A 22,041-nucleotide genomic window follows, 5' to 3' on the forward strand; every position below is an offset into this window, starting at 1 on the left:
ATGAGTTTTTTCTATAGGGGCAGATATTCTGTATGGGGAGCTATTATAGGGAACTATAAAGGTACGGCAGTTTTATCACGTAGTAAGCCGTAATATGACCATAGAAGCAGGCTGGCAGCGCTACGATGTGGTGACCAGCTTTCGGTCAATCCCTTTAGTTGTTTCGGTGTCGGGCGTTCTGCCAGACCTAATACTGTCATCGCTGCGACTTTAATCGCTAAATCATCGACCGCCAATATGTCATCGCGTTTTAGAGAAAACAATAAATACATCTCAGCCGTCCAACGTCCAACGTCCAATGCCAGTGACTGCTGTAAGTGTCTTTATAGCCGCTTCATTTGGCATGGTTGTTAAGGTAGCAAAGTCTATATTATGCGCTACTAAGGATCGGACATAGCGCATCTTTTGCCTAGATAAGCCTTGTGCTCGTAACGTTTCGTCCTGCGCTTCAGCAATAGCCTGAGGGGTTGTCAAACCTGCCGCAACCAGCTTTTTCCAAATACTGGCCGCGGCTGCTACTGATAGCTGTTGACCCACCATCGCTCTCATTAGTTGCTCAAACCCACCTGCATTGTGCCTAAGACTGGGCACACCAACTTGCTCATAAACAGGAGCAAATCTTGGTTCGATGGCAATCAAAGCAATGATATGCTCTTCTAATTCTTCAGTGTTTTCAATAGTTTGTAGGCTCATAAATGTCTTATCCTAAGTGAGTACCTTGCCGCTGAAGTTGGACGCTGAAAATGATGTATAGTCAAAACACCCTAGAAACGCTACTGCACTATTGATATCAATTTTTTGTAGCCTCTGTTTGCGTAGGCACAGCAAGCAAGAAAAATTGATATCAATAGTGCATGATGTATCGATATTACTTTTCACTGACTATAAATAGTCGTTTTGATAATGAACATAAAAAGGACTGCCAATAAGCAGTCCTTTTTATGTTTAACGATGCAGCTTATTCGCCATCAGTTTTAGGCTTTTTAAGCAGTACTAATACCGCGCCGTTGCCACCATCTTTTGGCGGGGCAGAGCAAAATGCCAGTACTTCTGGCAATTGACGTAGCCAACCGTTGACGCAAGTTTTTAAAATAGCTTCGCTACCTTTACCATGGACTATTTTCACCATGGTTTCATTATTTTGCTTCGCTTGGCTCAACAGTTGAGTCATGGCAGCGCGTGCTTCATCAATGGTGCAGCCATGGATGTCTACCGCATCATACCAACGCAGCTTGCCCTGTTTGAGCTGGGTAAAAATTTTATTTTGTAGGGTCGGCTGCTTGTAAGACAAATAAGCTTCGCCAGCCACAGGATTGAGTAGCGCCTGCATATCTGATAAGCCAGCGCCTAAATCACTAGCCTCACTACCTTGCGCGGCAGCACGTTTCGAAAGTGTAGCAGCATCAGGTTTACGTGCTTTTGCGGCGTTGGCAGGGGAGCGGACGTTTTTGTCATCGAGCTGATTGACGCCATGCATCGCTTGCATAAACAGAACTTTATCGTCGTCGATATGCTCACTGTCCAACTGTTTGACAGTCTTTTTGACTTGCTTTTGGGTGAGTAACGAGACAGGTTCTGTAGGCTTTTGATCTTCACCTTCAGGTGAATCGGTATCACGGCCTTTGCTCAGTTGTCCTTTTAACTCTTTGAGTTGGTCTTGCATTTCTTTTGAAAATAGAGAATTTGACATAAAAGTTAACGTATCGTTGATGGATGAATAAAGGGTTGAACAATCCGTATAGAACACGCATTGTTCAAGCGATCTAGTGTCTATTGAAGCTTGATTGAGTTACTTTACCCGTCTGCTGCGCTGCCCGCAAGTAAGGATTGTAACGCTTGTCCAGGGTGATCGGTTTTCATAAATTGTTCACCGATCAAGAAGTGCTGAATGCCTTGCTCCAGCATTAAACGGATGTCACCGCTGCTATGAATGCCGCTCTCGGTAACGATAAGGGGTTTCTGTGCTGTGCCATCAGCATCGGTAGCCAATGCTTCGAGCAAAATATTTTTTAGGTCAAGCGTGGTTTGTAGATCAACGTCAAAAGTATTCAAATCACGATTATTAATACCATAGATATTATGATCAGAGCGTGGCAATTGTAAGGCGCGTTCAAGCTCAGCCTTGGTATGTACTTCAATCAATACGTCCATGCCCAGTTTGATACTCAAGGCATGGAGCTCTTGTACTTGCTCATCGTCGAGGCAAGCCATGATTAATAATATGCAATCTGCACCCATTAGATAGGATTGATATATCTGATATTCATCAATCATAAAATCTTTACGCAGTATCGGCAGGCTTGAGGTATTAGCTGCTTGAATAAGGTAGCTGTCATCACCTTGAAAATAATCGCGATCAGTTAGTACTGACAAACAACTGGCACCAGCTTGCTCGTACTGCTGAGCAAATAGCGCGGGTGCGAAGTTATGGTTGATAACACCTTTAGAGGGAGAGGCTTTTTTAATCTCAGCAATGATACCAATACCGTTCTCTTCAGTACTGATAGCTCGCAATGCCTGAGCAAAACCTCGACGCGGTTTATTATCAGCTGCGACCTTTGCTTGTAAATTTTCAAGAGATAATACCTCTTGAGCCTTTTTTACTTCTTCTATTTTAGTGGCGACAATGCGCTGTAGCACTGAAGGTATGTCTGAATGGGTTGTGGTCATGCTGGTATCCGAATATCGTTAGATGAAAATAGACAGTAATGGTAATAGTAATAGTAATGAATGCACTACATTAGTGCTTGCAAATTAATCCTGAGCCGCTAGCTGCTGTGTGTATTTGGCTAAAGACTCAAGCTTGATTAACGCATCGCCATTTTGGAGGATCTGCTGAGCACGGCTGACACCATTAGGATAGTTGCTGGCAAGCCCTGCGGTGTATATCGCTGCGCCTGCATTTAGAGCAATCATATCGCGGGCTTTGAGTACTGAGCGGTCGTTGGTTTCTGCGCCTGATAAAGCGGCGCGTATCAGCTCAAGGCTTTGCTCTGGTGAGTCTACATCGAGCCCAATCAGTGTCTGTGATTCGATGCCAGCATCTTCTGGCATCATCTCATAAACGGATATCTCACCGTTTTTTAACTCAGCGACAGTGGTAGAGGTGGCAAGGCTGATTTCATCTAAGCCATCTTTTGCGCCAACCACCATGACATGACGTGCGCCTAGGTTTTTCATGACTTTGGCGATAGGCTCACACAGTTGAGCGGTAAAGACACCAATGACCAAATTGGGTGTGCCAGCAGGGTTGGTTAATGGCCCTAAAATATTAAAGATAGTACGCGATTTTAGCTCACGGCGTATAGGATTGGCATAACGCATGGCACTATGGTGATTGGGCGCAAACAAAAAGCCGATGCCTTGGTTTTCGATACAGTCTTTTGCTTGCTCTGGGGTGAGTGACAGACTGATACCTGCCTGCTCAAGTAAATCTGAGCTACCAGATCTAGTAGAGACCCCGCGATTGCCGTGTTTAGCGACTTGTGCTCCCGCAGCTGCCACAACAAAGGCCGATGCCGTCGAGACGTTGAATAAATTAGCGCCATCACCGCCAGTGCCAACGATATCGACTAGATGTTCACAGTTTTTTGGTTCGATATTCGCCGCCAATGCACGCATGGCGCTGGCTGATGCCGTAATCTCATCGATGGATTCACCTTTCATGCGTAGACCAGTCAAAATAGCGCCCATCATAGCGTCGCTACATCTGCCTTGCATAATAATCAGCATCACTTGATACATCTCATCAAAGGTCAAATCAATGTGCTGAAAAATTCTACCTAAAGCGGTCGTCAGCAGTTGATGTGTTTCTGTATCGGACAGTCTCTCAATACTATCTGGCGTGTGCGTTTCTTCTATTTTCGTCGTACTCATTATGGTCTCGCTTAATTTTATTTTTTATATGGATCTATAAGGGATTTGGAATAGAGTAATCAAAGCAAGTACTTTAGTCAAAACTAACCGACTTGCGGTAGCTTGTCTGAGGCTAGTACAGCCAGATTATGAGTCTGCAAAAAGTTGTTGAGTAGCTGATAGCCGGCCTCGCTCAAGATAGATTCAGGATGGAACTGTACGCCTTCTATAGCAAGTTTTTTATGACGGATACCCATGATTTCCTCAATGCTGCCATCAATATTTTGTGTCCATGCGGTCAGCTCAAGACAATCGGGCAAACTGACCTTATCAATGACGAGCGAATGATAACGCGTGACTTGTGAGGGATTAGGTAGGCCTGAAAATACGCCTGTGCCATTGTGGTAAACGGCGGATAGACGTCCGTGCATCACTTCACCTGCTTTGACGACCTGTCCGCCAAATGCCTGCCCAATGGCTTGATGTCCCAAGCAAATGCCCAGTATAGGGATAATACCTTTAAAAGTCTCAATGACGGCTAACGAAATACCAGCGCGGGATGGGTCACACGGTCCTGGACCAATGACAATGGCATTGGGAGCTAAGACCTTAATTTGATCGATGGTAATCTGATCGTTACGCCACACAGTGATGTCCTGCTGCAACTCACCGAAGTACTGTACAATATTGTACGTAAAGCTGTCGTAATTATCGATCATTAGAATCATTGTGTTCAACTTACTGATTTTTAGGTGTTTCTATAGTTGAATTTGTCTGCGCTGCTATTGCCTGCACTGCTATGGGTTACTGTCAATGCTTGATGCCATACCACTATAGGGGTAACAGCTGCTACTGTGGGATGCCGTTATCTTACCATTATTTCGTGCTCTATCAAATATGGCGCATAATGATTGGATTACTAAATAACTCTAGATATTAAATCGCACCAAAAGAAAGCAGTTTATTACTATTATATTAATAATCACACTAATTTGGTGCAATGGTAGTGCGGTTCATTGCTATACATAAGAAGTATTAAAAGATAATCATCTGAATAACAGACTTCATATATGTATATTTTTTTATGATAAGTCATTGTATTTACTATCAGTAATGGTGTTGCTTCAGCTATCAACACCATTCGCTTCTTAGAGAGTTGGCATAGCCCTTGCAGTTATGCTGTTATGATTATTTGTGACCAAAAAGAGACAGGTCTAAAAATAATTATTAACAAGTGCCTGAAGAGTTCAGCATTATGAGTTATATATTGCTAGAATAACGTTAGAATTGACTTGGCGTATTTTTAGACCATTGAGAAGACTGTTGGTCTGATTGAAAAAACGCTTTAGATGAGTATCTTGACTAATACGCTGAATAGTGCTGATAATAAGCAGAATATCGTATGCATTATTTCAGTATCAAAAGCACATCTAACATTCTTGAACAAGAATACTGCACTCATAATTTTAAATCGCAATCAAGTGATCAACACAACGGAGACTATTCATGTCGAATAAACTATTAGATCTTATCCAATCCTCTAATGCTAAATGGGTTGACTTTCGCTTCACCGATACACGCGGTAAAGAACAGCACATCAGCTTCCCAGCGCATAGCGTTGACGAAGATGTGATGGAAGATGGCAAAATGTTCGATGGCTCATCTATCGCTGGCTGGAAAGGTATTGAAGCGTCAGATATGATCTTGCGTCCTGATCCAGAAACGGCTTTTCTAGACCCGTTCTTTGATGCGGTCACTGTTGTGGTCACTTGTGACATCATCGAGCCATCAACGCTACAGGGCTACGATCGTGACCCACGTTCTATCGCTCGCCGCGCTGAAGAATATTTGAAGTCTACTGGTATTGGTGATACTGCCTACTTCGGTCCTGAGCCTGAATTCTTTGTATTCGATGACGTTAAATGGTCAATCGATATGTCTGGCGTTAGTCATAAAATCACTGCTGAAGAAGCAGCATGGTCGACTGGCGAGACTTACGAGTGGGGCAACATGGCGCATCGTCCGCGTGTTAAAGGCGGCTATTTCCCAGTACCACCAATCGATAGCTCACACGATATGCGTGCTGTTATGTGTGAACGCATCGAAGAAATCGTTGGCGAAGGCACAGTTGAAGTGCATCATCACGAAGTTGCTTCTTGCCAGTCTGAGATTGGTGTGGCATTCAACACCATGGTTCGTAAAGCAGATGAAGTTCAGCAATTGAAATACGTTGTTCATAACGTTGCGCATCAGTTTGGCAAAACAGCTACCTTTATGCCTAAGCCAATCGTCGGTGATAACGGTTCAGGTATGCACGTACATATGTCTATCTCAAAAGACGGCGTAAACACATTCTCAGGTGATGAGTATGCTGGTCTATCTGAAACAGCATTGTACTTTATCGGTGGTATTATCAAGCATGCTCGTGCATTGAACGCGATTACCAACCCGTCAACGAACAGTTATAAGCGTCTAGTACCACATTACGAAGCGCCTATTAAACTTGCTTATTCAGCGTCTAACCGTTCAGCATCTATTCGTATTCCACACGTGAGCAGCCCTAAAGCGGTACGTGTTGAAGCACGTTTCCCTGATCCAACGGCTAACCCATATCTAGCGTTTGCTGCATTGTTGATGGCTGGCCTTGACGGTATCCAGAACAAGATGCATCCAGGTGAAGCCGCTGACAAAAATTTATATGACTTGCCACCAGAAGAAGAAGCACAAATCCCAACGGTTGCAGAAAGCTTAGATGTAGCGTTACAAGCGTTGCGTGATGACCATGACTTCTTGTTAAAAGGTGATGTATTCACTGAAGATATGCTAGAAGCGTTTATTGCTTTGAAAGAAGAAGAAGTACAACGTCTGAACGTGACTGTACATCCTGTTGAGTTTGACATGTATTACAGCTGCTAATTTATAGCGTAGACTCAATATTGTTTTAATGAATAAAAACCAGTTAAGTAACTCTTAGCTGGTTTTTTTATGTCTGCGAATAAAGCGCACAAGATAAATGAATAACATTTCTCCAAAATCACTACTGATTTCGACTTGAAAGTATCGCATAATGGTTATTATAAAAGTATATTAATAGTAGACACTAATTAGGTTGACTGATTATGATTTCATTATCAAAACTGAATGTTTCGAAAGGCCATGTGAAGGTAGGGCTATTGACGATCACTGCCATAGCCAGTCTCTGTGCGCCTTTAGCAAATGCTGCACCCATTTATAAAGTGGTCGACGAGCAAACAGGTCAGGTGACCTTTACTGATCGCCCGCAAAGCTATGAGCAGCAGGTGGGTAAACAAGTCAGTCAGACGACAGTGACGACAGGTAATGGAACGAGTGGCTCAAATAATAATAGCACTAGAGATAATCAGACTGCTACGAATGCCACGCAAACCGCCTCTATACCTGCTACCAACGATGCAACGGTCAAAGCACCAATCAACTATCAACTGGCTATCACTGAGCCCAGCGAAGAACGTGCTTATCGGCGTCCAGCGCAAAGTATTAATGTAGCACTACAAATTAAGCCTGCGCTGCAAGCAGGTGATAGTGTCCGTATTTATTTTGACGGCAACGAAGTCGCTCAAGGTCTAAATGCGACGATTGCTACGATAGATGCGTTGCCAGGCGCTCATACGATAACGGCGGTCATTCAAAGCGTGAAAGGTCAAACGCTGCAACAAGCCGCGCGCACGGTTTATGTGATTCAAAACAATACAACTTTGCAAAATAATAAGAAGATTGCAAAACAGCTTTTGGCTTATCAGAATTTACCTTGGCATCAAAAAGTGATGTTAAAACTGCGCCAACAGGACGGTAGTTTACAAAAAGTACAGAGCAATCAATCTATTACCAATGATGCTTTTACTAAATAAGCTGTATAGGTGCTGAGTAGGGCGTGTCTTCAATTCACTCGATAGTCATCTAAATGGGCTAAAAATGGCTAAATCTTGCCAAACATCGTCAAATAGCTGGTTAATATCCCGATATTATCTGCGCTATTTTTCTTGTTTGACGGCAATTTATCGCATTTTTATCGCCATTTTTGAAATGAAGACACGCCCTAGAGTAATAAAACTATTTAAGCTATTTTGTTGTTGAGAATTTAAAAAAGGAGCAGCCACTATGGTAAGTGAGTGCTCCTTTCTTTTTGCTTAATTATCTTACATTGGACGAACTTTGCTCAATTATTTAGTCAGCTCAATGGTACCGTTGGCAGTGACTGATACAGTACTATTACCAGATTCAAAGCTTTGGCTTGGCACTGCCTCGTCTGCCATTCCTGATTTCATGCTCATGGCGCTATACATTGGACGTGGATAGTTGCTACCTGTATTCAGGTTAACATTAACGACGCGGTAGCCACGAGCGTCCCAAGCGCGGGTGAGGCTCTTGGCTTGCTGTTGAAAAGCGCGAGAGGCTTCGGTCATTAGCTTTTGCTCTAAAGCATCTTTTTTGGTATCTGAGACACCAAAGTTCAGATTGTCCATAACCAATGTTTCTTGTAAATCAGCAATGAGCTGGCTGGTCGCTGAGAAATCTGTACTCTTCAAATCTATATTTGCCTGACCTGTCCAGCCAATGATTTTGTCGTTTTTGTCATAGCGTGGATAAGTGCGTTGCTGTCCGGTGCTGACAGTGACGCTAGGGTAGCGCTTGGCAATTTTCATAGCATTATTAATGGATGTATTGAGCGTTGTGGCTAGAGTTTTAGAATCTGCTGCCTGTGCTTTTTTGTACAAGCTGGCTCTTACTTCATCGTTTTGGATCTCTTCTTTTACTTCTGTTTGAAACGTTAGCTGGTCATAGCCTGTTGGCTCTGCATGGGCACTACCCATCATTGCAGTCATAAGACAAACTGTACCAGAAGCCAGTGCTGCTTTATTAAGTAAAGTATTTTTCATTATTATCTCCTAAGTTCATTTTAAGGGTTTTTATATGAGAAGCTGTACCTCTTATTTTCTAAATATTGATATGTGTGCAACTTCATTCACTAAAATAGCAAAATTTCTGTGAGTTGCTGTGAGAATTTTGTGACCTAAGTTACTGGGCTAAGTTGCTGACTTAAGTTACAGGGTCATTTTCCCGTCTAAAACAAACAGTTTTAAGATAGGGGTTGTAAAATTAAAAAATCCTTGTATAATTTGCACCTGGTGGCTCCATTGGTAGCCTCGCAACATTGTTCTATGAATCCCGCCAGGACCGGAAGGTAGCAACGGTAATAGTTATGATGTGTGCCGAGGATGTGCTGATGGAGTCGCTTTTTTTTGCCTAAAATTTGATATTAGTTTTGACGAAGTATCAAAGACGCTTTTATGATGTATTAAGCCCTTCATTGTAAAGGGCTTTTTTTTGTCCAAAATTTCATTCGATTTCCCGTTTAATTTCTTTAATTTCAAAGCTTCATTGATTAATATAGGTTAAAATACAATGTATTAACTTTTATTAACATTCTAGACACTCTGGGGTTCGATTATGAAGATGTTTGTTTGGCTATTCATTATTATTGTGGTGTTGGCAGTAGTATTTGGCATCACGATATTTAATAAGCTGGTACGCGCACGTAACCAAGCAAAGAATGGTTTTGCACAGATAGATGTACAGCTTAAACGTCGTCATGATTTGATTCCTAATTTGGTCGAAACAGCCAAGCGTTATTTGAGCCATGAACAAGAAACACTTACTCGCGTCATCAGTGCGCGTAATCATGCTCAAGAGCTACAAGACTCTAATAAGCATCAGCCAGAATCGCTTGATCATATGGCGCTATTTGCCAAAGCAGAAGGTATGTTGTCTAAAGCGTTGAGTCAGTTTTCTGCTGTCGTTGAAGCATATCCTGAGCTAAAAGCCGATAGTATGATCAAGGAATTAATGGATGAGTTAACCAACACGGAAAATCGCATTGGTTTTGCTCGTCAGCATTATAATGACAGCGTGATGTTTTATAATAACGACCGTGAAATATTCCCCAATAACCTCGTCAGTACGACTTTTGGCTTTCGTCCACTCAGTCCTTTAGTGTTCGAAGATAGAGAAGCGATTGCTCAGGCACCGATTGTCAATATGGGCTGAGGTTTAGATAAATTTGGCGAACTTTAGGCAGCCTAAACTGATGGATTTTTTCGGTGAACAGCGGATACGTACGCGGCGCAGTCTATTCCTTTATGGACTATTTTTCCTGATTGTACTTGCTCATATGGCGGTAGGGCTGGCTGTCATGGGGCTACTATTAACTGTATTTACGGGCGGTATATCTCACTGGGTATTGGTTCTGGTCATTATCTTGATATTAGGTAGTTTCATTGGTGGTAGTTTCTTAGAGTATCGCCGCCTGAGAGCAGGTGGCCGCGCTATTGCTCAGCGAGTAGGAGCGGTCAGGCTGTTCATCGATAATAGTCAAGAAGCATGGGAGCACAGCCACGGGGTCGCGCATCAACACGAAACTAAGGAGAAAGTTCGCTATAGTTCACGCCATATAGCCGTGCGTGATGAGCGTGACTTTCCATCAGTCTATCGTCGTTACTGTGAAATTGCCCAGCAGTTGGCGATTGCCTCAGGCTTGAGTACACCGATCTTATATGTATTACCTGATGAGCAAGGTATCAATGGCTTCGTCGCTGGTCGTCATAGTCAAGATATGGTGCTGGTCGTCACTCAAGGTGCGCTAGATAAGTTGTCTGATGAGGCGTTGTATGGTCTCATTGGTCATGAATATGGTCATATACTGCATGGTGATGCCACCTTTAATCTACAGCTGATGGTGATATTGGCAGGCTTGCAAATACTATATGACTGGAGTGATCCAATTTCCAATCATCGTTCCTCAAATACTGATATCACTTCCCATCAGTCTCTATCGCAGAGACAAGTTGATAATTTTGCACGCAGTACCGAGGCGCAAACCGCCAGCTTCACCACTCATAGTGAGTGGGTCGCTTACTGGCAGCAGCAACCACAACAAAAGCAGTCCTCAGCCAAGCGTCAGTCGAAATGGGTGCAAAATAGACCTGTGATAGATCGTCAAGCAACGCGTAGTGTTTGGACGTTGCTATTACATGGCTTGAGCTTCTCTAGTATGGCAAGTGCTCAGTTGATTAAGCACAGCTTCAACCGCCAGCGTGAGCTACTTGCTGATGCCACTAGCGTGCAATTGACACGTTCGCCGGCGATTGTAGAAACCTTAAAAGCCATCCATCAAGACTCGCTTGGCTCGCGTTTGTCTGGCATCGCTGATATCAATGGACTCAGCCATTTTTTCTTTGCTAGTAGTGGGGCGGATTTAAGCGATGTATCATGGTTTGCTACCCATCCAAGCTTGACTGAGCGTATGAGCGCTATTAATGCGGATGCTTATCATAAGTTCGCGGTACAAGTCGCTAAAGATAAACAGATAAATCAGCGAAAAATAAAAGAGATATATGAGCAGCGTCGACTCGGGGATGTGGGGAAAGTAAAAGAAAATAGCCTAAGCGTTAATGAAAAAGAAAATGCTAACAAACAATCGCTCTACGCAGAACCACTCTCTACTCAAGCGTTGGATAGTGGAGTAGTAAAAGAAGAAAAAGGGCTAGATTTTGTTGTAGCAGAAGATGTAATCATTGATGGACGGTTACAGGTAAAGTCGCAAGATGCTGGCACTTATCAACTATTAAAACCTTGGCAGGCAAAACCCGACAGCGATTTACCTAAGAAATATTTAGTCAGTACCGATGATATGCAAAAAATCTCACTACCACAGTACATTCTTGATCACAGTCATCATCCTTTAGGTGCACAAGCATTGATCGAAGCGGTGATGCTTTGCCATCAGGGTCAAGCTCTAGCAACGACAAGTACTTATGACTTGGTTGACATTTGGTACGAGATTTCTACTAACAAAGCCGATAATAATTGCCAGTCGCAAATTCTACCGCATGCCATCGACCATAAATTGATAGAAACCGTGGCGAGTGTTGATCGACGATTGGACAGTGTTCTAATCACGACTGCCATAAAGAACTTGAGTCAGCACGACCTATCAGAAAGCGTGATTGCAGAGCTACGTCTGAAGCATGAGAGCAGTCATAGCAATCAAAGTTACCAGCATTATGTCCAGCAACAAAAGTGCCGTACGATGTTGTTGCGCTATCAGCAGGGCATATTTGAGTTATTTCAGGGCTGCTTGACGGCTGATTTAAGCCAAAATTTTGCTGACAATATCATCAATGATGATGGTTCTGCTGATATAGCTAAATCAGAATTCACTCACTCAGAGAATGCAGTGTCTCAAGTACCATCGATTTTATCGCTATGGCAGGCGCTGCATTTACAGAAACTGTTGCCGATATTGTCTAAAGTTTTGAACGATAAAAGTACAGATAGACAGACTACATGGCAGCAAACATTGCAGGCTGGCACGGACAGTATCGTTGCTCAACTTGATCCGTCAGGTCAGGTGTTTGATGGTCTTAGGGCTTCTGATACAACGATGCTTACCTTATTGGCTTATCGCTTATCGAAAGATGTCAAAGGTCAAATGATATCGAGGCTAGATAGCTCGCTATTTGGTTATAATAATGACAGTGTTGCCCACTATATTGTGGATTTGAGACGACATGCGCGCTTGATTGACATTACTTTGACCGAAGTCAGTGATGCAAATTTGCAATGGCTATTATTGACGGCACAAGGTTTGAATAGCGTCCAGCTACTGGCCATCATTGACGCTGTACCTAGCTTTCAAAAATCCACCTCTAGGGTGTCCATCATAGATACTCAGATTGAGGATAATTATCGAGAGAAGCAACAGGATAGCAGTCAAATAGATTATAATGAATATCGGCAATGGCTGAGTACATTGCATACGGTGATGTTACACGATACGATAGTCAGTCAAGATGAGCACGATTGCTTGATGCTACTAGCAGAGCATTGGCTAGGCGTTCGGCAGCTTTTCTAATAAATTGAATTGATTGAAGCGCTATGCCTATTCGGCTGACAAAGAGCGAAATGTTTGAAACGCTTTTTTAACGTTATTTTCAGCATTAAAAATCTGTAAACCCATTTAAGATAAGTAGGATAGTAGAGTCGAATGAGTGATATCCAAGACCCGCTAATTGTATTGCAACATCGTATGCAGCAGCGTCAAATTTTAGCAATGATGGGTATCAATCAATGGGTACAGCCAAGCTCAGCTACTATTAATATGGCAGATATCTCTGCGCCTATTATTCCTGATCCTACAGAGGATACTAGCACTCAATATAATACTAGCACTCAGGCTGTGCCATCTGATATAAACATCGAACAATCAAGTATAGAACAGCAAGGTAATGCTGCTGCGAACGTTGATATGTCGAATATATCGTTTGCTGATTCTGTATCAGCGCTCGTCAATGATGAGCCTATTAGTCACTATTATCATGATGCTAATGATATAGGATTAGCACAACCCGACGCACAAAGCCCTGTCACCTATAGTTTTGACACGAGTGTTCCTGACGTACCTGTTAAGTCTCTCGTAGACGAAATAACTCAGCAAACCACAGCCGCTATCGGGCAAAGTCCTATTGCTCATATAAATAGTGATGATAGCTTTAAAAAAGTCACCCCATTTGATTTGCAAGGTGGTCGCTATGGCGATTGGGTGATTTTGGTTGATATTCAAGCACTTAATAATGACAGTCAAAAGCTATGGAAAAATATCACTCAAGCGCTATCAATCACTTGTGAGACCACCTCTTTTCCTATCTGTGAAGGTATGGATACTGCTGAGCTTGCCAATGCCAGTCTTGCTGGATATGTCTTTAAGATTGGTCGTAGCGAGGAGATAAAAGTGGCAGCATTGACAGCCTTGCCTGAAGGGCTTGAGCATCCTCACTTTACGACTGTGCCCACGTTAGAGGAAATGCTTGCTGATAGCAGCTTAAAGCGGCAGCTTTGGGAGAGATTGTCTGGTTAAGCTATCTGCCCAACTGCCCATTGGTATTTTGGCAAGTTATTTGTATAAATAAAAAGCATTAGTAAATAAAGACAACTAAAATCACTTTTAAAATAATTTTGATAGGTCACTTTTACGCTCCAACAAACAACGATGATTTCATCATATTTAGGATAATGATTATGACTACCCAAGCTGCTCCTAACCGTGTACCTAATTTTTCAGCGGGACCTGCTACGATACCAACTGCCGTATTATCACGCGCTCAAGAAGAGTTGCTGGATTGGCAAGGACGTGGACTGTCGGTCATGGAAGTAAGCCATCGCAGTAAAGAGTATCTGGCGATTACTGAAAAAGCTGAGTCTAAATTGCGTTCGTTGATGGACATTCCAGATAATTATAAGGTGCTATTTTTACAAGGCGGCGCTAGCTTACAGTTTTCAGCGATTCCACTAAACCTATTAAACGGTGGGCGCGCAGATTATCTAACGACAGGTGCTTGGTCAGGTAAAGCAGTCAAAGAAGCAGCGCGCTATGCCAAACTAGGTCTTGGCGAGACTAATGTGGTTGCAACAGGCAAAGAAAGCAACTTTACCGATGTACCTGATCAAAGCGATTGGAATCTGAGTGAAGATGCAGCTTACTTCCATTACTGCGCCAATGAAACGATTCATGGCTTGCAGATATTTGAGCCGCCAACCGTTGCTGCACCAATTATCGTTGATATGTCTTCTTGCATTTTGTCACAGCCAATTGACGTCTCAAAATTTGGGATGATTTACGCGGGTGCACAAAAAAATATCGGTCCAGCAGGACTTGTCATTGTGATTATCCGTGAGAATTTACTAGGGCAGGCAAGTGAGTGGTGTCCGCTGCTAATGAACTATGAGCATCAAGCTGACAAAGAGTCTATGTCAAACACGCCAGCGACGTATTCTTGGTACTTGGCGGGATTGGTATTTGAGTGGTTGGAAGAGCAGGGTGGCGTTGCTGCTATCGGTAAAATCAATCAGCAAAAAGCAGACTTGCTCTACAGAACAATTGATAACAGCAGTTTTTATAACAACCCAGTTGCGCCTAAGTATCGCTCTATCATGAATGTGCCGTTTACTTTAGCAGACAGTAGCCTTGATAAAGTATTCTTAGAAGAGTCAGAAAAAGCAGGCTTACTGCATCTAAAAGGTCATCGTGATGTTGGCGGTATGCGTGCAAGTATCTACAATGCTGTACCGCTTGAGTGGGTACAGCAACTGGTCGACTTTATGATTGAATTTGAAAAAAAACACGCCTAAGTCAGTACGGGTTTGAGAAAAAAGACGCAACTTTATGAGCTGCGTCTTTTTTTATGAGAATTATCATTGTTTTAGGGCAGATGATGCGCTATACCTAACACTGCAAACTATTAGGTTAAAAAACCTAAGTTTGTTATGATAAAATTTTCAGCTGTTGTGATAGCTTATGTTTTTGTTTGCTTCTTATTTAAGCTGCGATGAGTTTTCAGTCATTAGGTAAATTCTCTATACATCCATTTGGTTTAGCAGAGGGGTTTGTTATAACTTTATTATGATAAAAAATACCATGCTAAAAACTGTCTTGTTAGTGGCAATGGCGAGTTGGATACCAGCCAGTATGGCGACACCAATTACCATTACTGCGCTTGCACATAACAGCACTGCTGAATATGTTAATGCGCCTTATATGCCCTATGCCAATCCAAACGCGCCGACAGGGGGTACGCTCTCACTTGATACGCGTGGCACCTTTAATGCTGCCAATAAATGGATGACCACGGGCGTGGCGATGATTGGTACCGATTACCTTTATGATACTTTGATGACGGGCTCACTAAATGAAGCTTTTACGATGTATCCGCAGCTGGCAAGCAAGGTAACGTATGATCCTGATGACACCAGTTGGATTGTATATCATCTCAATCCTGCTGCCCGTTTTTGGGATGGATCGCCAGTGACCAGTCGCGATGTCAAAGCGACTTATGAGGCGATATTGAACAAGGGCCCGATGTATATTCGCAGTTATCTAAGTGATATCAAAGACATTCAAGTTATAGATAAGCAACGAGTCAAATTTGTCTTTGCCTCTACTGAAAACAAAGAAATCTTATTAACGGTTGGACAGTTTCCTATCTTTGCCAAATCTTCTATCGATGCTGATTTTGAAAAGATAAGCTTAACGCCATTGATGGGTAGTGGGCCTTATAAGCTAGGTCGAGTCGATGCAGGGCGTTCGGTGAGCTATGTACGTGATCCCAATTATTGGGGACGTGATCTGATGGTCAACCGTGGTCGTTATAACTTTGATATGATTAAGTTTGTCTACTATCAAAGCGATGAGATTGCTTTTGAGGGCTTCAAGTCTGGTCAATATCGCTTCCGCCCTGAGAACAAAGCTTCTAACTGGGCAACGGGTTATAATTTTCCAGCAGTAAAAGCGGGTCTTATTAATAAAGAAACGATCACCAGTCAGAACCCAGTACCGATGCAAGCCTTGGTCATGAATATGCGCCGCCCAATCTTTCAGGACATTAGAGTTCGTCAAGCACTGACCGCCGCTTATGACTTTGAATGGATGAATAAGACCTTATTTCATGGGCAGTATGAGCGCTTGCAGAGCTTTTTTCATGGCTCAGAGCTGGCGGCAACGGGTACGCCGTCTAGCCAAGAAATGCAGGTATTAACGCCTTTATTGTCTAAGCTTGAGCCGATTCAACGTAAAGCCGTATTAATGGAGTGGCAGCTGCCCACCAGTGATGGTAACGGCTTTAACCGTGAAGGGTTACTAAAAGCGCGGCAGCTTTTGTTAGATGCTGGGTTTTATTATAACGATATGAAGTTATATCAGCCTAATGGATCGCTTGCTCAGATTGAGATTTTGATGACAGGCGAGACCATGGGCCGTGTATTGCTGCCTTATATTCGTAATCTAAAACGTCTGGGATTTGATGCGACTTTGCGCCAAGTCGATGGGCCACAATATTATGAGCGTATGCGACGTTTCGATTATGATATGGTTGTCGATGTATTTGCCCAAAGTCTGTCTCCTGGTGCTGAGCAAGCAGCATTTTGGGGCAGCGCTGCTGCCGATGAGCCTGGCAATCATAATACGATTGGTATAAAAAATGCCGCTATCGACGAAGTGGTAGCAGCGTTGGGCGGCGCTGAAAATCGTGAAGAGATTGTGTTGTATACTCAGGTACTTGATCGCTTGCTACGCGCAGGGCATTATTTAGTGCCGCTATATGGTAAATCTGGCACCAATGTCGCCTATTGGGATCAATATCGTCATACTAAAAAACTGCCAACCAATGCCGTCGGTATTGACTACTGGTGGGTTGATAAAGAAGCAGAAGCACGCGTCAATCAGTATTTAAAACAATAAACCACATGACGCTTAATCTTGAAGTTTTATTTTAAAAAGATTGATAAAAGATATTTGCAATAAAGACAATCATCTGTAAGGACTTAATATGAGTATCCGTATTCACCCAATTAAAGCATTTAGCGACAACTATATTTGGACATTAATTAATGAAAATAATAAGCAAGCGATTGTCATTGATCCCGGTCAAGCTGAACCTGTCGTTGCCTATCTAGAAGACAACCAGTTAGAACTTACCTCGATTTGGACGACACATCATCACCACGACCATATTGGGGGCGTCGCAGAGTTGCAAGAATCCTACCCGATGACGCATTTAGTCGCACATAGTGAACATACAGTTGATGAAGATCAAACGATAAAAGACGGTAGTACAGTCAGTGCGTGGGGCTGCTCTGCACAAGTTTGGGATATATCAGGGCATACCGCCAGCCATATGGCTTATATCTTGGATATTGATGGACAAAAACATTGCTTCTGTGGGGATACTTTATTTAGTGGCGGTTGTGGGCGTGTTTTTACTGGTACGATTGAGCAGTTGCATGACAGCTTTAAACGTTTAAATGAACTGCCTGCCGAGACATTGCTATATCCTGCACACGAGTACACAGCCAGCAATCTACGTTTTGGGCTATCTATTGAGCCTGACAACGAAGCAATGCAGCAAGCCTTAGCACAAGCAGAGGCGCAAACCGCACAAGGTGTGCCGACATTACCTGTGACCCTAGAGCATGAACGCGCAATAAATGTATTTTTACGCACACAAGAACCGAGCGTGATAGCAGGAGTTAAATCCAAAGTGACTATCGATGATGACAAGTCTTTAACGGTATTTGCGGCGCTACGTGAGCTGAAAAATAACTTTTAAAGCCTTATGCATCTTTGATAGCTGTTTTTTAGATCATTGCTTTTTAAATAAGTGTTAGCTGCTAATTTTTCTGTTCCCATATTTGTTTATTTTAGGAAGCTGCCATTATGGGTCGTTATATCTTAAAAAGATTACTGTTGATATTACCGACGCTATTTTTGATATTGCTGGCGAATTTTGTGATTGTGCAAGCAGCGCCTGGAGGTCCTGTCGAGCAGCAAATGGCGCTCATCGAGCAAGGTGCAAAAGACAATGCGCTCGGTGGTAATATTGGCGCGGGCAGTGCAGGTGGTAATGACAGCACTTATCAAGGGACGCGTGGTCTCTCTGAGGAGATGGTTGCTGCGATCAATGCCCAATATGGCTTTGACAAATCTGCCCCCGAGCGATTTTGGCTTATGCTAAAAAACTACGCCCAACTGGATTTTGGTGAGTCATTTTTTAAAGGCCAATCGGTGACTGATCTCATCATAGAAAAGCTACCAGTCTCAATCTCGCTTGGGCTTTGGAGCACGCTGCTGATTTATATGATAGCCATTCCGCTTGGAGTCTATAAAGCCATGCATCATGGCTCGGGGATTGATAAATTCACTGCTATGCTGCTTGCTATCGGACATGCGATACCCGTCTTTGTATTTGCCGTCATACTACTGGTGTTCTTTGCTGGGGGCAGTTACTGGAATATTTTTCCGCTGCAAGGATTAACTTCCGAGAATTTTGATCAATTAAGTGCGCTTGGTAAAGTGAAAGATTACTTTTGGCACTTGGCCTTACCACTGTTGGCAAGTACGGTTGGTGGGTTTGCTGGCTTGACCTATCTAACTAAATTCAGTTTTTTAGAAGAGTTGGGCAAGCAATACGTACTTACTGCACGTGCCAAAGGTTTAGGAGAGCGGCAAGTGTTATACGGGCATGTGTTTCGCAATGCCATGTTAATTATCATTGCCGGTATTCCAGCTGCTATCGTTGGTATCTTCTTTGCCGGTAATTTTCTCATTGAAATTATCTTTAAGCTTGATGGTTTGGGTTTGTTAGGTTTCGAAGCCATTCAACAGCGCGATTATCCAGTGATATTCGGCACGCTATTTATCTTCACGTTAGTGGGACTGCTATTACAGTTAATCAGTGATTTGAGTTATCACTTAATCGATCCTCGTATTGATTTTGAGGGGCGCTAATGTCAAGTCATCCATTACCTTCAACGCCTTCATCTGCATCTCCTGTCTCTATGCCAAAAAAACGTCGGCTGAACCCTATTTGGCAAGCACGCCTAAACCGCTTTCGCCAAAATAGGCTTGGGGTGATATCACTGTTTGTTTTTGCGGTGATATTTGTCATTTGTATGGCGGCCAATGTCATTGCCAATGACAAGCCACTGCTGGTGCAATATCAAGGCGACTATTACTTTCCTGTATTAAAAGCCTATCCTGAAACGACGTTTGGCGGTGTGTTCGAGACCGAAACCAATTATAAAGATCCTGCGGTGCAAACGCTGATTGATGAGCAGGGCTTTTATGTGATGCCGCTTATTCCGTTTGCCGATCAGACGCCGAATGTTGAGTTGGGTCTGCCTTATCCAGCAGCACCAAACGCTCAGAATTGGCTTGGCACTGATGACATGGGGCGTGATGTGCTGGCGCGGATACTTTATGGTATGCGGGTATCGTTATTGTTCGGTCTAGCACTGACGCTCGCGGGCGCATTAATTGGTATTATCGTCGGTGCAATACAAGGCTATTATGGTGGCTGGGTGGATCTAGCAGGGCAGCGCTTCATGGAAGTGTGGGGCGGTATGCCTCAACTGTTTATGATTATTATTTTGGTTAGCTTATTCAGCCCCAGTATTACGATGTTATTTGGGTTAATGCTGTTATTTGGCTGGATGGGTCTGGTTGGTTTGGTGCGGGCAGAGTTCTTGCGCGCCCGCAACTTTGACTATGTGCGAGCCGCGCGCAATCTTGGGGTGTCGGACAGTCAGATTATGCTAAGACATATCTTACCCAATGCCTTAGCGTCAAGCTTGTCGCAACTACCGTTTATCTTAACGGCCAATATTATTGCTCTGACCGCGCTGGACTTTTTGGGATATGGATTACCGCCCGGCTCACCGTCTCTAGGTGAGCTGATGGTGCAAGGGAAAAACAACCTCGATGCGCCTTGGCTGGCTTTGTCAGGCTTCTTTAGTTTGACCTTTATCTTGTCGTTGCTCATCTTTGTAGGCGAAGCGCTGCGTGATGCGTTTGATCCGAGGCGCTCTTGATATGACCATGATTAATAAAAAAAATAGCACGTCGAATGAAAAGCTCGACCGTGTACAAGATAAGCTCATGTTGACAGTAGATAGTCTAAGTATCACAACTGCTACAGGCGTCCAACTGGTCAACGAACTGTCTTATGAGATGTGGCAAGGGCAAACCTTGGCCATCGTTGGTGAGTCTGGCTCTGGCAAATCGATTGCCAGTCTTGCGCTATTAGGTCTACTACCAGATAGTTTAACTATCACGGGTGCGGTTCAGCTGGCAGGCACATCAGGCATGTCTACATTACCGGTAGCCAATGACAAAGGGCGTAATGCTGCACTACGACCTATTCGTGGACAGCGTATTGGCATGGTGTTTCAAGAACCGATGACCGCATTGAATCCATTACATACGGTCGCCAAACAAATTGCCGAATCACTGCGTCTAAGCGGCGTGCCAAAAAAGCAATGGCGAGCAACCAGCATCGCTTTGCTAGATGATGTCAATATTACGGATCCTGCTGACAAGTTGAATCGTTATCCACATGAGCTATCAGGTGGTCAGCGTCAGCGAGTAATGATTGCCATGGCATTAGCTCAGCAGCCTGATATCTTAATTGCCGATGAGCCGACCACAGCGCTTGATGTCACTTTGCAGCACGAGATTTTGGCACTATTAGATGATCTTAAGCGCCAGCATAATATGGCGATGATATTAATCAGTCATGATCTCAATTTAGTCAGGCGTTACAGTGATGATGTCGTCGTCATGCGCCAAGGCCAAACGATTGAACAGGGGCAAACATCAGCGGTATTTAGTCAGCCTAAAGCCGACTATACCCGTACGCTTATTCAGCAAGACTTTGGTCAAGCCTTAACTTTAGTCGATGATAATGCAGATAAGCAATCAAGCGTACTAGAAGTGAAGAATCTGAAAGTACAGTTCCCGATTGAAAAAAGCCTATTCGGTGGTACAAAACGCTGGTTTGATGCGGTAAAAAATGTCGATATGACGTTACAAAAAGGACAGGCGCTGGGCATCGTCGGTGAGTCTGGCTCTGGCAAAACCACCATCGCACTCGCACTCAGTCAATTACTGAGCAACCAAGCACGTGTGAATGGGCAGATAGTCGTCAATGGGCAAGACCTCTCAGCATTGTCCAAGAGCGAGCTGCGTAAGTTCCGCTCACAGATTCAGATGGTGTTTCAAGACCCATTTGCCAGTATCAACCCGCGCATGACGGTTATGCAAATTATTGAAGAAGGGCTATTGGTACAAGGCGTGGACAAGGTCGCGCGCCAGCAGGCGGTCATGGAGAGTCTGGCTACTGTGCATTTGCCGGCGGATTTTGTGCAGCGTTATCCGCATGAACTGTCAGGTGGACAACGTCAACGCGTTGCATTGGCGCGCGCATTGATTATGAAGCCGAGCCTACTCATATTGGATGAGCCTACCTCGGCGCTGGACAGTACAACGCAGGTAACAGTAGTCAGCTTACTACGTGAAATCCAAGAAAAGCTGCAAATCAGCTATGTTTTTATCAGTCATGATTTAAAAGTAGTACGCGCACTGTGTCAGCACATTATGGTATTAAAAGAAGGCACATGCGTGGAGTATGGTCACACTGAAAGTATATTTAATGACCCACAGCATCCATATGCTCAGCAGTTATTAAAAGCGAGTACCACTTAACAGGAACTAAAAACGGCTCAAAAATCAGAACATACCAGTTCATAATAATAGCGACATCC

The 22,041-nt window shown here is 43.5% G+C and carries 18 protein-coding genes and 1 other RNA gene; 12 read left to right on the forward strand and 7 right to left on the reverse strand.

Annotated features, from left to right (window positions below; translation table 11 throughout):
- Positions 1–53: 53 nt before the first annotated feature.
- The 6 genes from IE130_RS14145 to IE130_RS03625 all read right to left on the reverse strand — a co-directional run bounded on the left by IE130_RS14145 (position 54) and on the right by IE130_RS03625 (position 4,583).
- Positions 54–272, reverse strand: coding sequence for a DNA glycosylase family protein (locus IE130_RS14145; protein ID WP_227676119.1), 219 nt, complete (start codon positions 270–272; stop codon positions 54–56).
- A 1-nt stretch (position 273) separates the two neighbouring features.
- Positions 274–693 (reverse strand): DNA-3-methyladenine glycosylase family protein, encoded by a 420-nt coding sequence (locus tag IE130_RS03605; RefSeq protein ID WP_227676120.1) that lies wholly within the window; start codon positions 691–693, stop codon positions 274–276.
- 265 nt (positions 694–958) lie between these two features.
- Positions 959–1,690, reverse strand: coding sequence for a Smr/MutS family protein (locus IE130_RS03610; RefSeq protein WP_010201940.1), 732 nt, complete (start codon positions 1,688–1,690; stop codon positions 959–961).
- A 104-nt stretch (positions 1,691–1,794) separates the two neighbouring features.
- Positions 1,795–2,670, reverse strand: coding sequence for an indole-3-glycerol phosphate synthase TrpC (gene trpC, locus IE130_RS03615; protein WP_189581795.1), 876 nt, complete (start codon positions 2,668–2,670; stop codon positions 1,795–1,797).
- Between the two features lie 84 nt (positions 2,671–2,754).
- Positions 2,755–3,876, reverse strand: a complete 1,122-nt coding sequence (trpD, locus tag IE130_RS03620; protein ID WP_189581797.1) for an anthranilate phosphoribosyltransferase — start codon at positions 3,874–3,876, stop codon at positions 2,755–2,757.
- Between the two features lie 83 nt (positions 3,877–3,959).
- Positions 3,960–4,583, reverse strand: a complete 624-nt coding sequence (locus tag IE130_RS03625; RefSeq protein ID WP_189581800.1) for an anthranilate synthase component II — start codon at positions 4,581–4,583, stop codon at positions 3,960–3,962.
- A gap of 778 nt (positions 4,584–5,361) precedes the next feature.
- Between IE130_RS03625 and glnA the strand changes: the two genes are divergently transcribed.
- Both glnA and IE130_RS03635 read left to right on the forward strand, forming a co-directional pair.
- Positions 5,362–6,771, forward strand: a complete 1,410-nt coding sequence (gene glnA, locus IE130_RS03630) for a type I glutamate--ammonia ligase (RefSeq protein WP_010201934.1) — start codon at positions 5,362–5,364, stop codon at positions 6,769–6,771.
- 203 nt (positions 6,772–6,974) lie between these two features.
- A complete protein-coding gene (locus IE130_RS03635) occupies positions 6,975–7,742 on the forward strand; it encodes a DUF4124 domain-containing protein (protein WP_189581803.1) in 768 nt (255 codons plus the stop codon).
- A 312-nt stretch (positions 7,743–8,054) separates the two neighbouring features.
- On the opposite strand, the gene IE130_RS03640 is transcribed toward IE130_RS03635, so the two are convergent.
- A complete protein-coding gene (locus IE130_RS03640; RefSeq protein WP_189581806.1) occupies positions 8,055–8,771 on the reverse strand; it encodes an SIMPL domain-containing protein in 717 nt (238 codons plus the stop codon).
- A gap of 256 nt (positions 8,772–9,027) precedes the next feature.
- On the opposite strand from IE130_RS03640, the gene ffs reads away from it, so the two are divergent.
- From ffs to IE130_RS03690, 10 genes are all read left to right on the forward strand, one after another.
- Positions 9,028–9,124: signal recognition particle sRNA small type (gene ffs, locus IE130_RS03645), an RNA gene on the forward strand.
- 218 nt (positions 9,125–9,342) lie between these two features.
- Complete coding sequence (locus IE130_RS03650) at positions 9,343–9,939, forward strand: LemA family protein (protein WP_010201928.1); 597 nt, start codon at positions 9,343–9,345, stop codon at positions 9,937–9,939.
- A 40-nt stretch (positions 9,940–9,979) separates the two neighbouring features.
- Complete coding sequence (locus tag IE130_RS03655; protein ID WP_189581809.1) at positions 9,980–12,805, forward strand: M48 family metalloprotease; 2,826 nt, start codon at positions 9,980–9,982, stop codon at positions 12,803–12,805.
- A gap of 132 nt (positions 12,806–12,937) precedes the next feature.
- On the forward strand, positions 12,938–13,807 hold the full coding sequence (locus IE130_RS03660) for a hypothetical protein (protein ID WP_189581812.1): 870 nt from the start codon (positions 12,938–12,940) through the stop codon (positions 13,805–13,807).
- A gap of 161 nt (positions 13,808–13,968) precedes the next feature.
- Positions 13,969–15,078 (forward strand): 3-phosphoserine/phosphohydroxythreonine transaminase, encoded by a 1,110-nt coding sequence (gene serC / locus IE130_RS03665; RefSeq protein WP_189581815.1) that lies wholly within the window; start codon positions 13,969–13,971, stop codon positions 15,076–15,078.
- Between the two features lie 271 nt (positions 15,079–15,349).
- Positions 15,350–17,182, forward strand: a complete 1,833-nt coding sequence (locus IE130_RS03670; protein ID WP_189581818.1) for an extracellular solute-binding protein — start codon at positions 15,350–15,352, stop codon at positions 17,180–17,182.
- An 88-nt stretch (positions 17,183–17,270) separates the two neighbouring features.
- Complete coding sequence (gene gloB, locus IE130_RS03675) at positions 17,271–18,050, forward strand: hydroxyacylglutathione hydrolase (protein ID WP_189581821.1); 780 nt, start codon at positions 17,271–17,273, stop codon at positions 18,048–18,050.
- 107 nt (positions 18,051–18,157) lie between these two features.
- On the forward strand, positions 18,158–19,228 hold the full coding sequence (gene yejB / locus IE130_RS03680) for a microcin C ABC transporter permease YejB (RefSeq protein ID WP_189581824.1): 1,071 nt from the start codon (positions 18,158–18,160) through the stop codon (positions 19,226–19,228).
- 50 nt (positions 19,229–19,278) lie between these two features.
- A complete protein-coding gene (locus tag IE130_RS03685) occupies positions 19,279–20,310 on the forward strand; it encodes an ABC transporter permease (RefSeq protein WP_373299613.1) in 1,032 nt (343 codons plus the stop codon).
- A 7-nt stretch (positions 20,311–20,317) separates the two neighbouring features.
- Positions 20,318–21,982 (forward strand): ABC transporter ATP-binding protein, encoded by a 1,665-nt coding sequence (locus IE130_RS03690; RefSeq protein WP_189582558.1) that lies wholly within the window; start codon positions 20,318–20,320, stop codon positions 21,980–21,982.
- The last annotated feature ends 59 nt before the right edge of the window (positions 21,983–22,041 follow it).

Source organism: Psychrobacter glaciei (assembly GCF_014652895.1).
Lineage (GTDB): Bacteria > Pseudomonadota > Gammaproteobacteria > Pseudomonadales > Moraxellaceae > Psychrobacter > Psychrobacter glaciei.

What these genes read in the sequence shown, in the direction of transcription:
- serC (WP_189581815.1), top strand. Translation starts at nt 13,969, where the DNA reads ATGACTACCCAAGCTGCTCCTAACCGTGTACCTAATTTTTCAGCGGGA.
- IE130_RS03685 (WP_373299613.1), top strand. Translation starts at nt 19,279, where the DNA reads ATGCCAAAAAAACGTCGGCTGAACCCTATTTGGCAAGCACGCCTAAAC.
- IE130_RS03670 (WP_189581818.1), top strand. Translation starts at nt 15,350, where the DNA reads ATGATAAAAAATACCATGCTAAAAACTGTCTTGTTAGTGGCAATGGCG.
- IE130_RS03640 (WP_189581806.1), bottom strand. Translation starts at nt 8,771, where the DNA reads ATGAAAAATACTTTACTTAATAAAGCAGCACTGGCTTCTGGTACAGTT.
- IE130_RS14145 (WP_227676119.1), bottom strand. Translation starts at nt 272, where the DNA reads ATGTATTTATTGTTTTCTCTAAAACGCGATGACATATTGGCGGTCGAT.
- IE130_RS03660 (WP_189581812.1), top strand. Translation starts at nt 12,938, where the DNA reads ATGAGTGATATCCAAGACCCGCTAATTGTATTGCAACATCGTATGCAG.
- trpD (WP_189581797.1), bottom strand. Translation starts at nt 3,876, where the DNA reads ATGAGTACGACGAAAATAGAAGAAACGCACACGCCAGATAGTATTGAG.
- IE130_RS03655 (WP_189581809.1), top strand. Translation starts at nt 9,980, where the DNA reads ATGGATTTTTTCGGTGAACAGCGGATACGTACGCGGCGCAGTCTATTC.
- IE130_RS03605 (WP_227676120.1), bottom strand. Translation starts at nt 693, where the DNA reads ATGAGCCTACAAACTATTGAAAACACTGAAGAATTAGAAGAGCATATC.
- IE130_RS03625 (WP_189581800.1), bottom strand. Translation starts at nt 4,583, where the DNA reads ATGATTCTAATGATCGATAATTACGACAGCTTTACGTACAATATTGTA.
- glnA (WP_010201934.1), top strand. Translation starts at nt 5,362, where the DNA reads ATGTCGAATAAACTATTAGATCTTATCCAATCCTCTAATGCTAAATGG.
- yejB (WP_189581824.1), top strand. Translation starts at nt 18,158, where the DNA reads ATGGGTCGTTATATCTTAAAAAGATTACTGTTGATATTACCGACGCTA.
- trpC (WP_189581795.1), bottom strand. Translation starts at nt 2,670, where the DNA reads ATGACCACAACCCATTCAGACATACCTTCAGTGCTACAGCGCATTGTC.
- IE130_RS03690 (WP_189582558.1), top strand. Translation starts at nt 20,318, where the DNA reads ATGATTAATAAAAAAAATAGCACGTCGAATGAAAAGCTCGACCGTGTA.
- IE130_RS03610 (WP_010201940.1), bottom strand. Translation starts at nt 1,690, where the DNA reads ATGTCAAATTCTCTATTTTCAAAAGAAATGCAAGACCAACTCAAAGAG.
- gloB (WP_189581821.1), top strand. Translation starts at nt 17,271, where the DNA reads ATGAGTATCCGTATTCACCCAATTAAAGCATTTAGCGACAACTATATT.
- IE130_RS03635 (WP_189581803.1), top strand. Translation starts at nt 6,975, where the DNA reads ATGATTTCATTATCAAAACTGAATGTTTCGAAAGGCCATGTGAAGGTA.
- IE130_RS03650 (WP_010201928.1), top strand. Translation starts at nt 9,343, where the DNA reads ATGAAGATGTTTGTTTGGCTATTCATTATTATTGTGGTGTTGGCAGTA.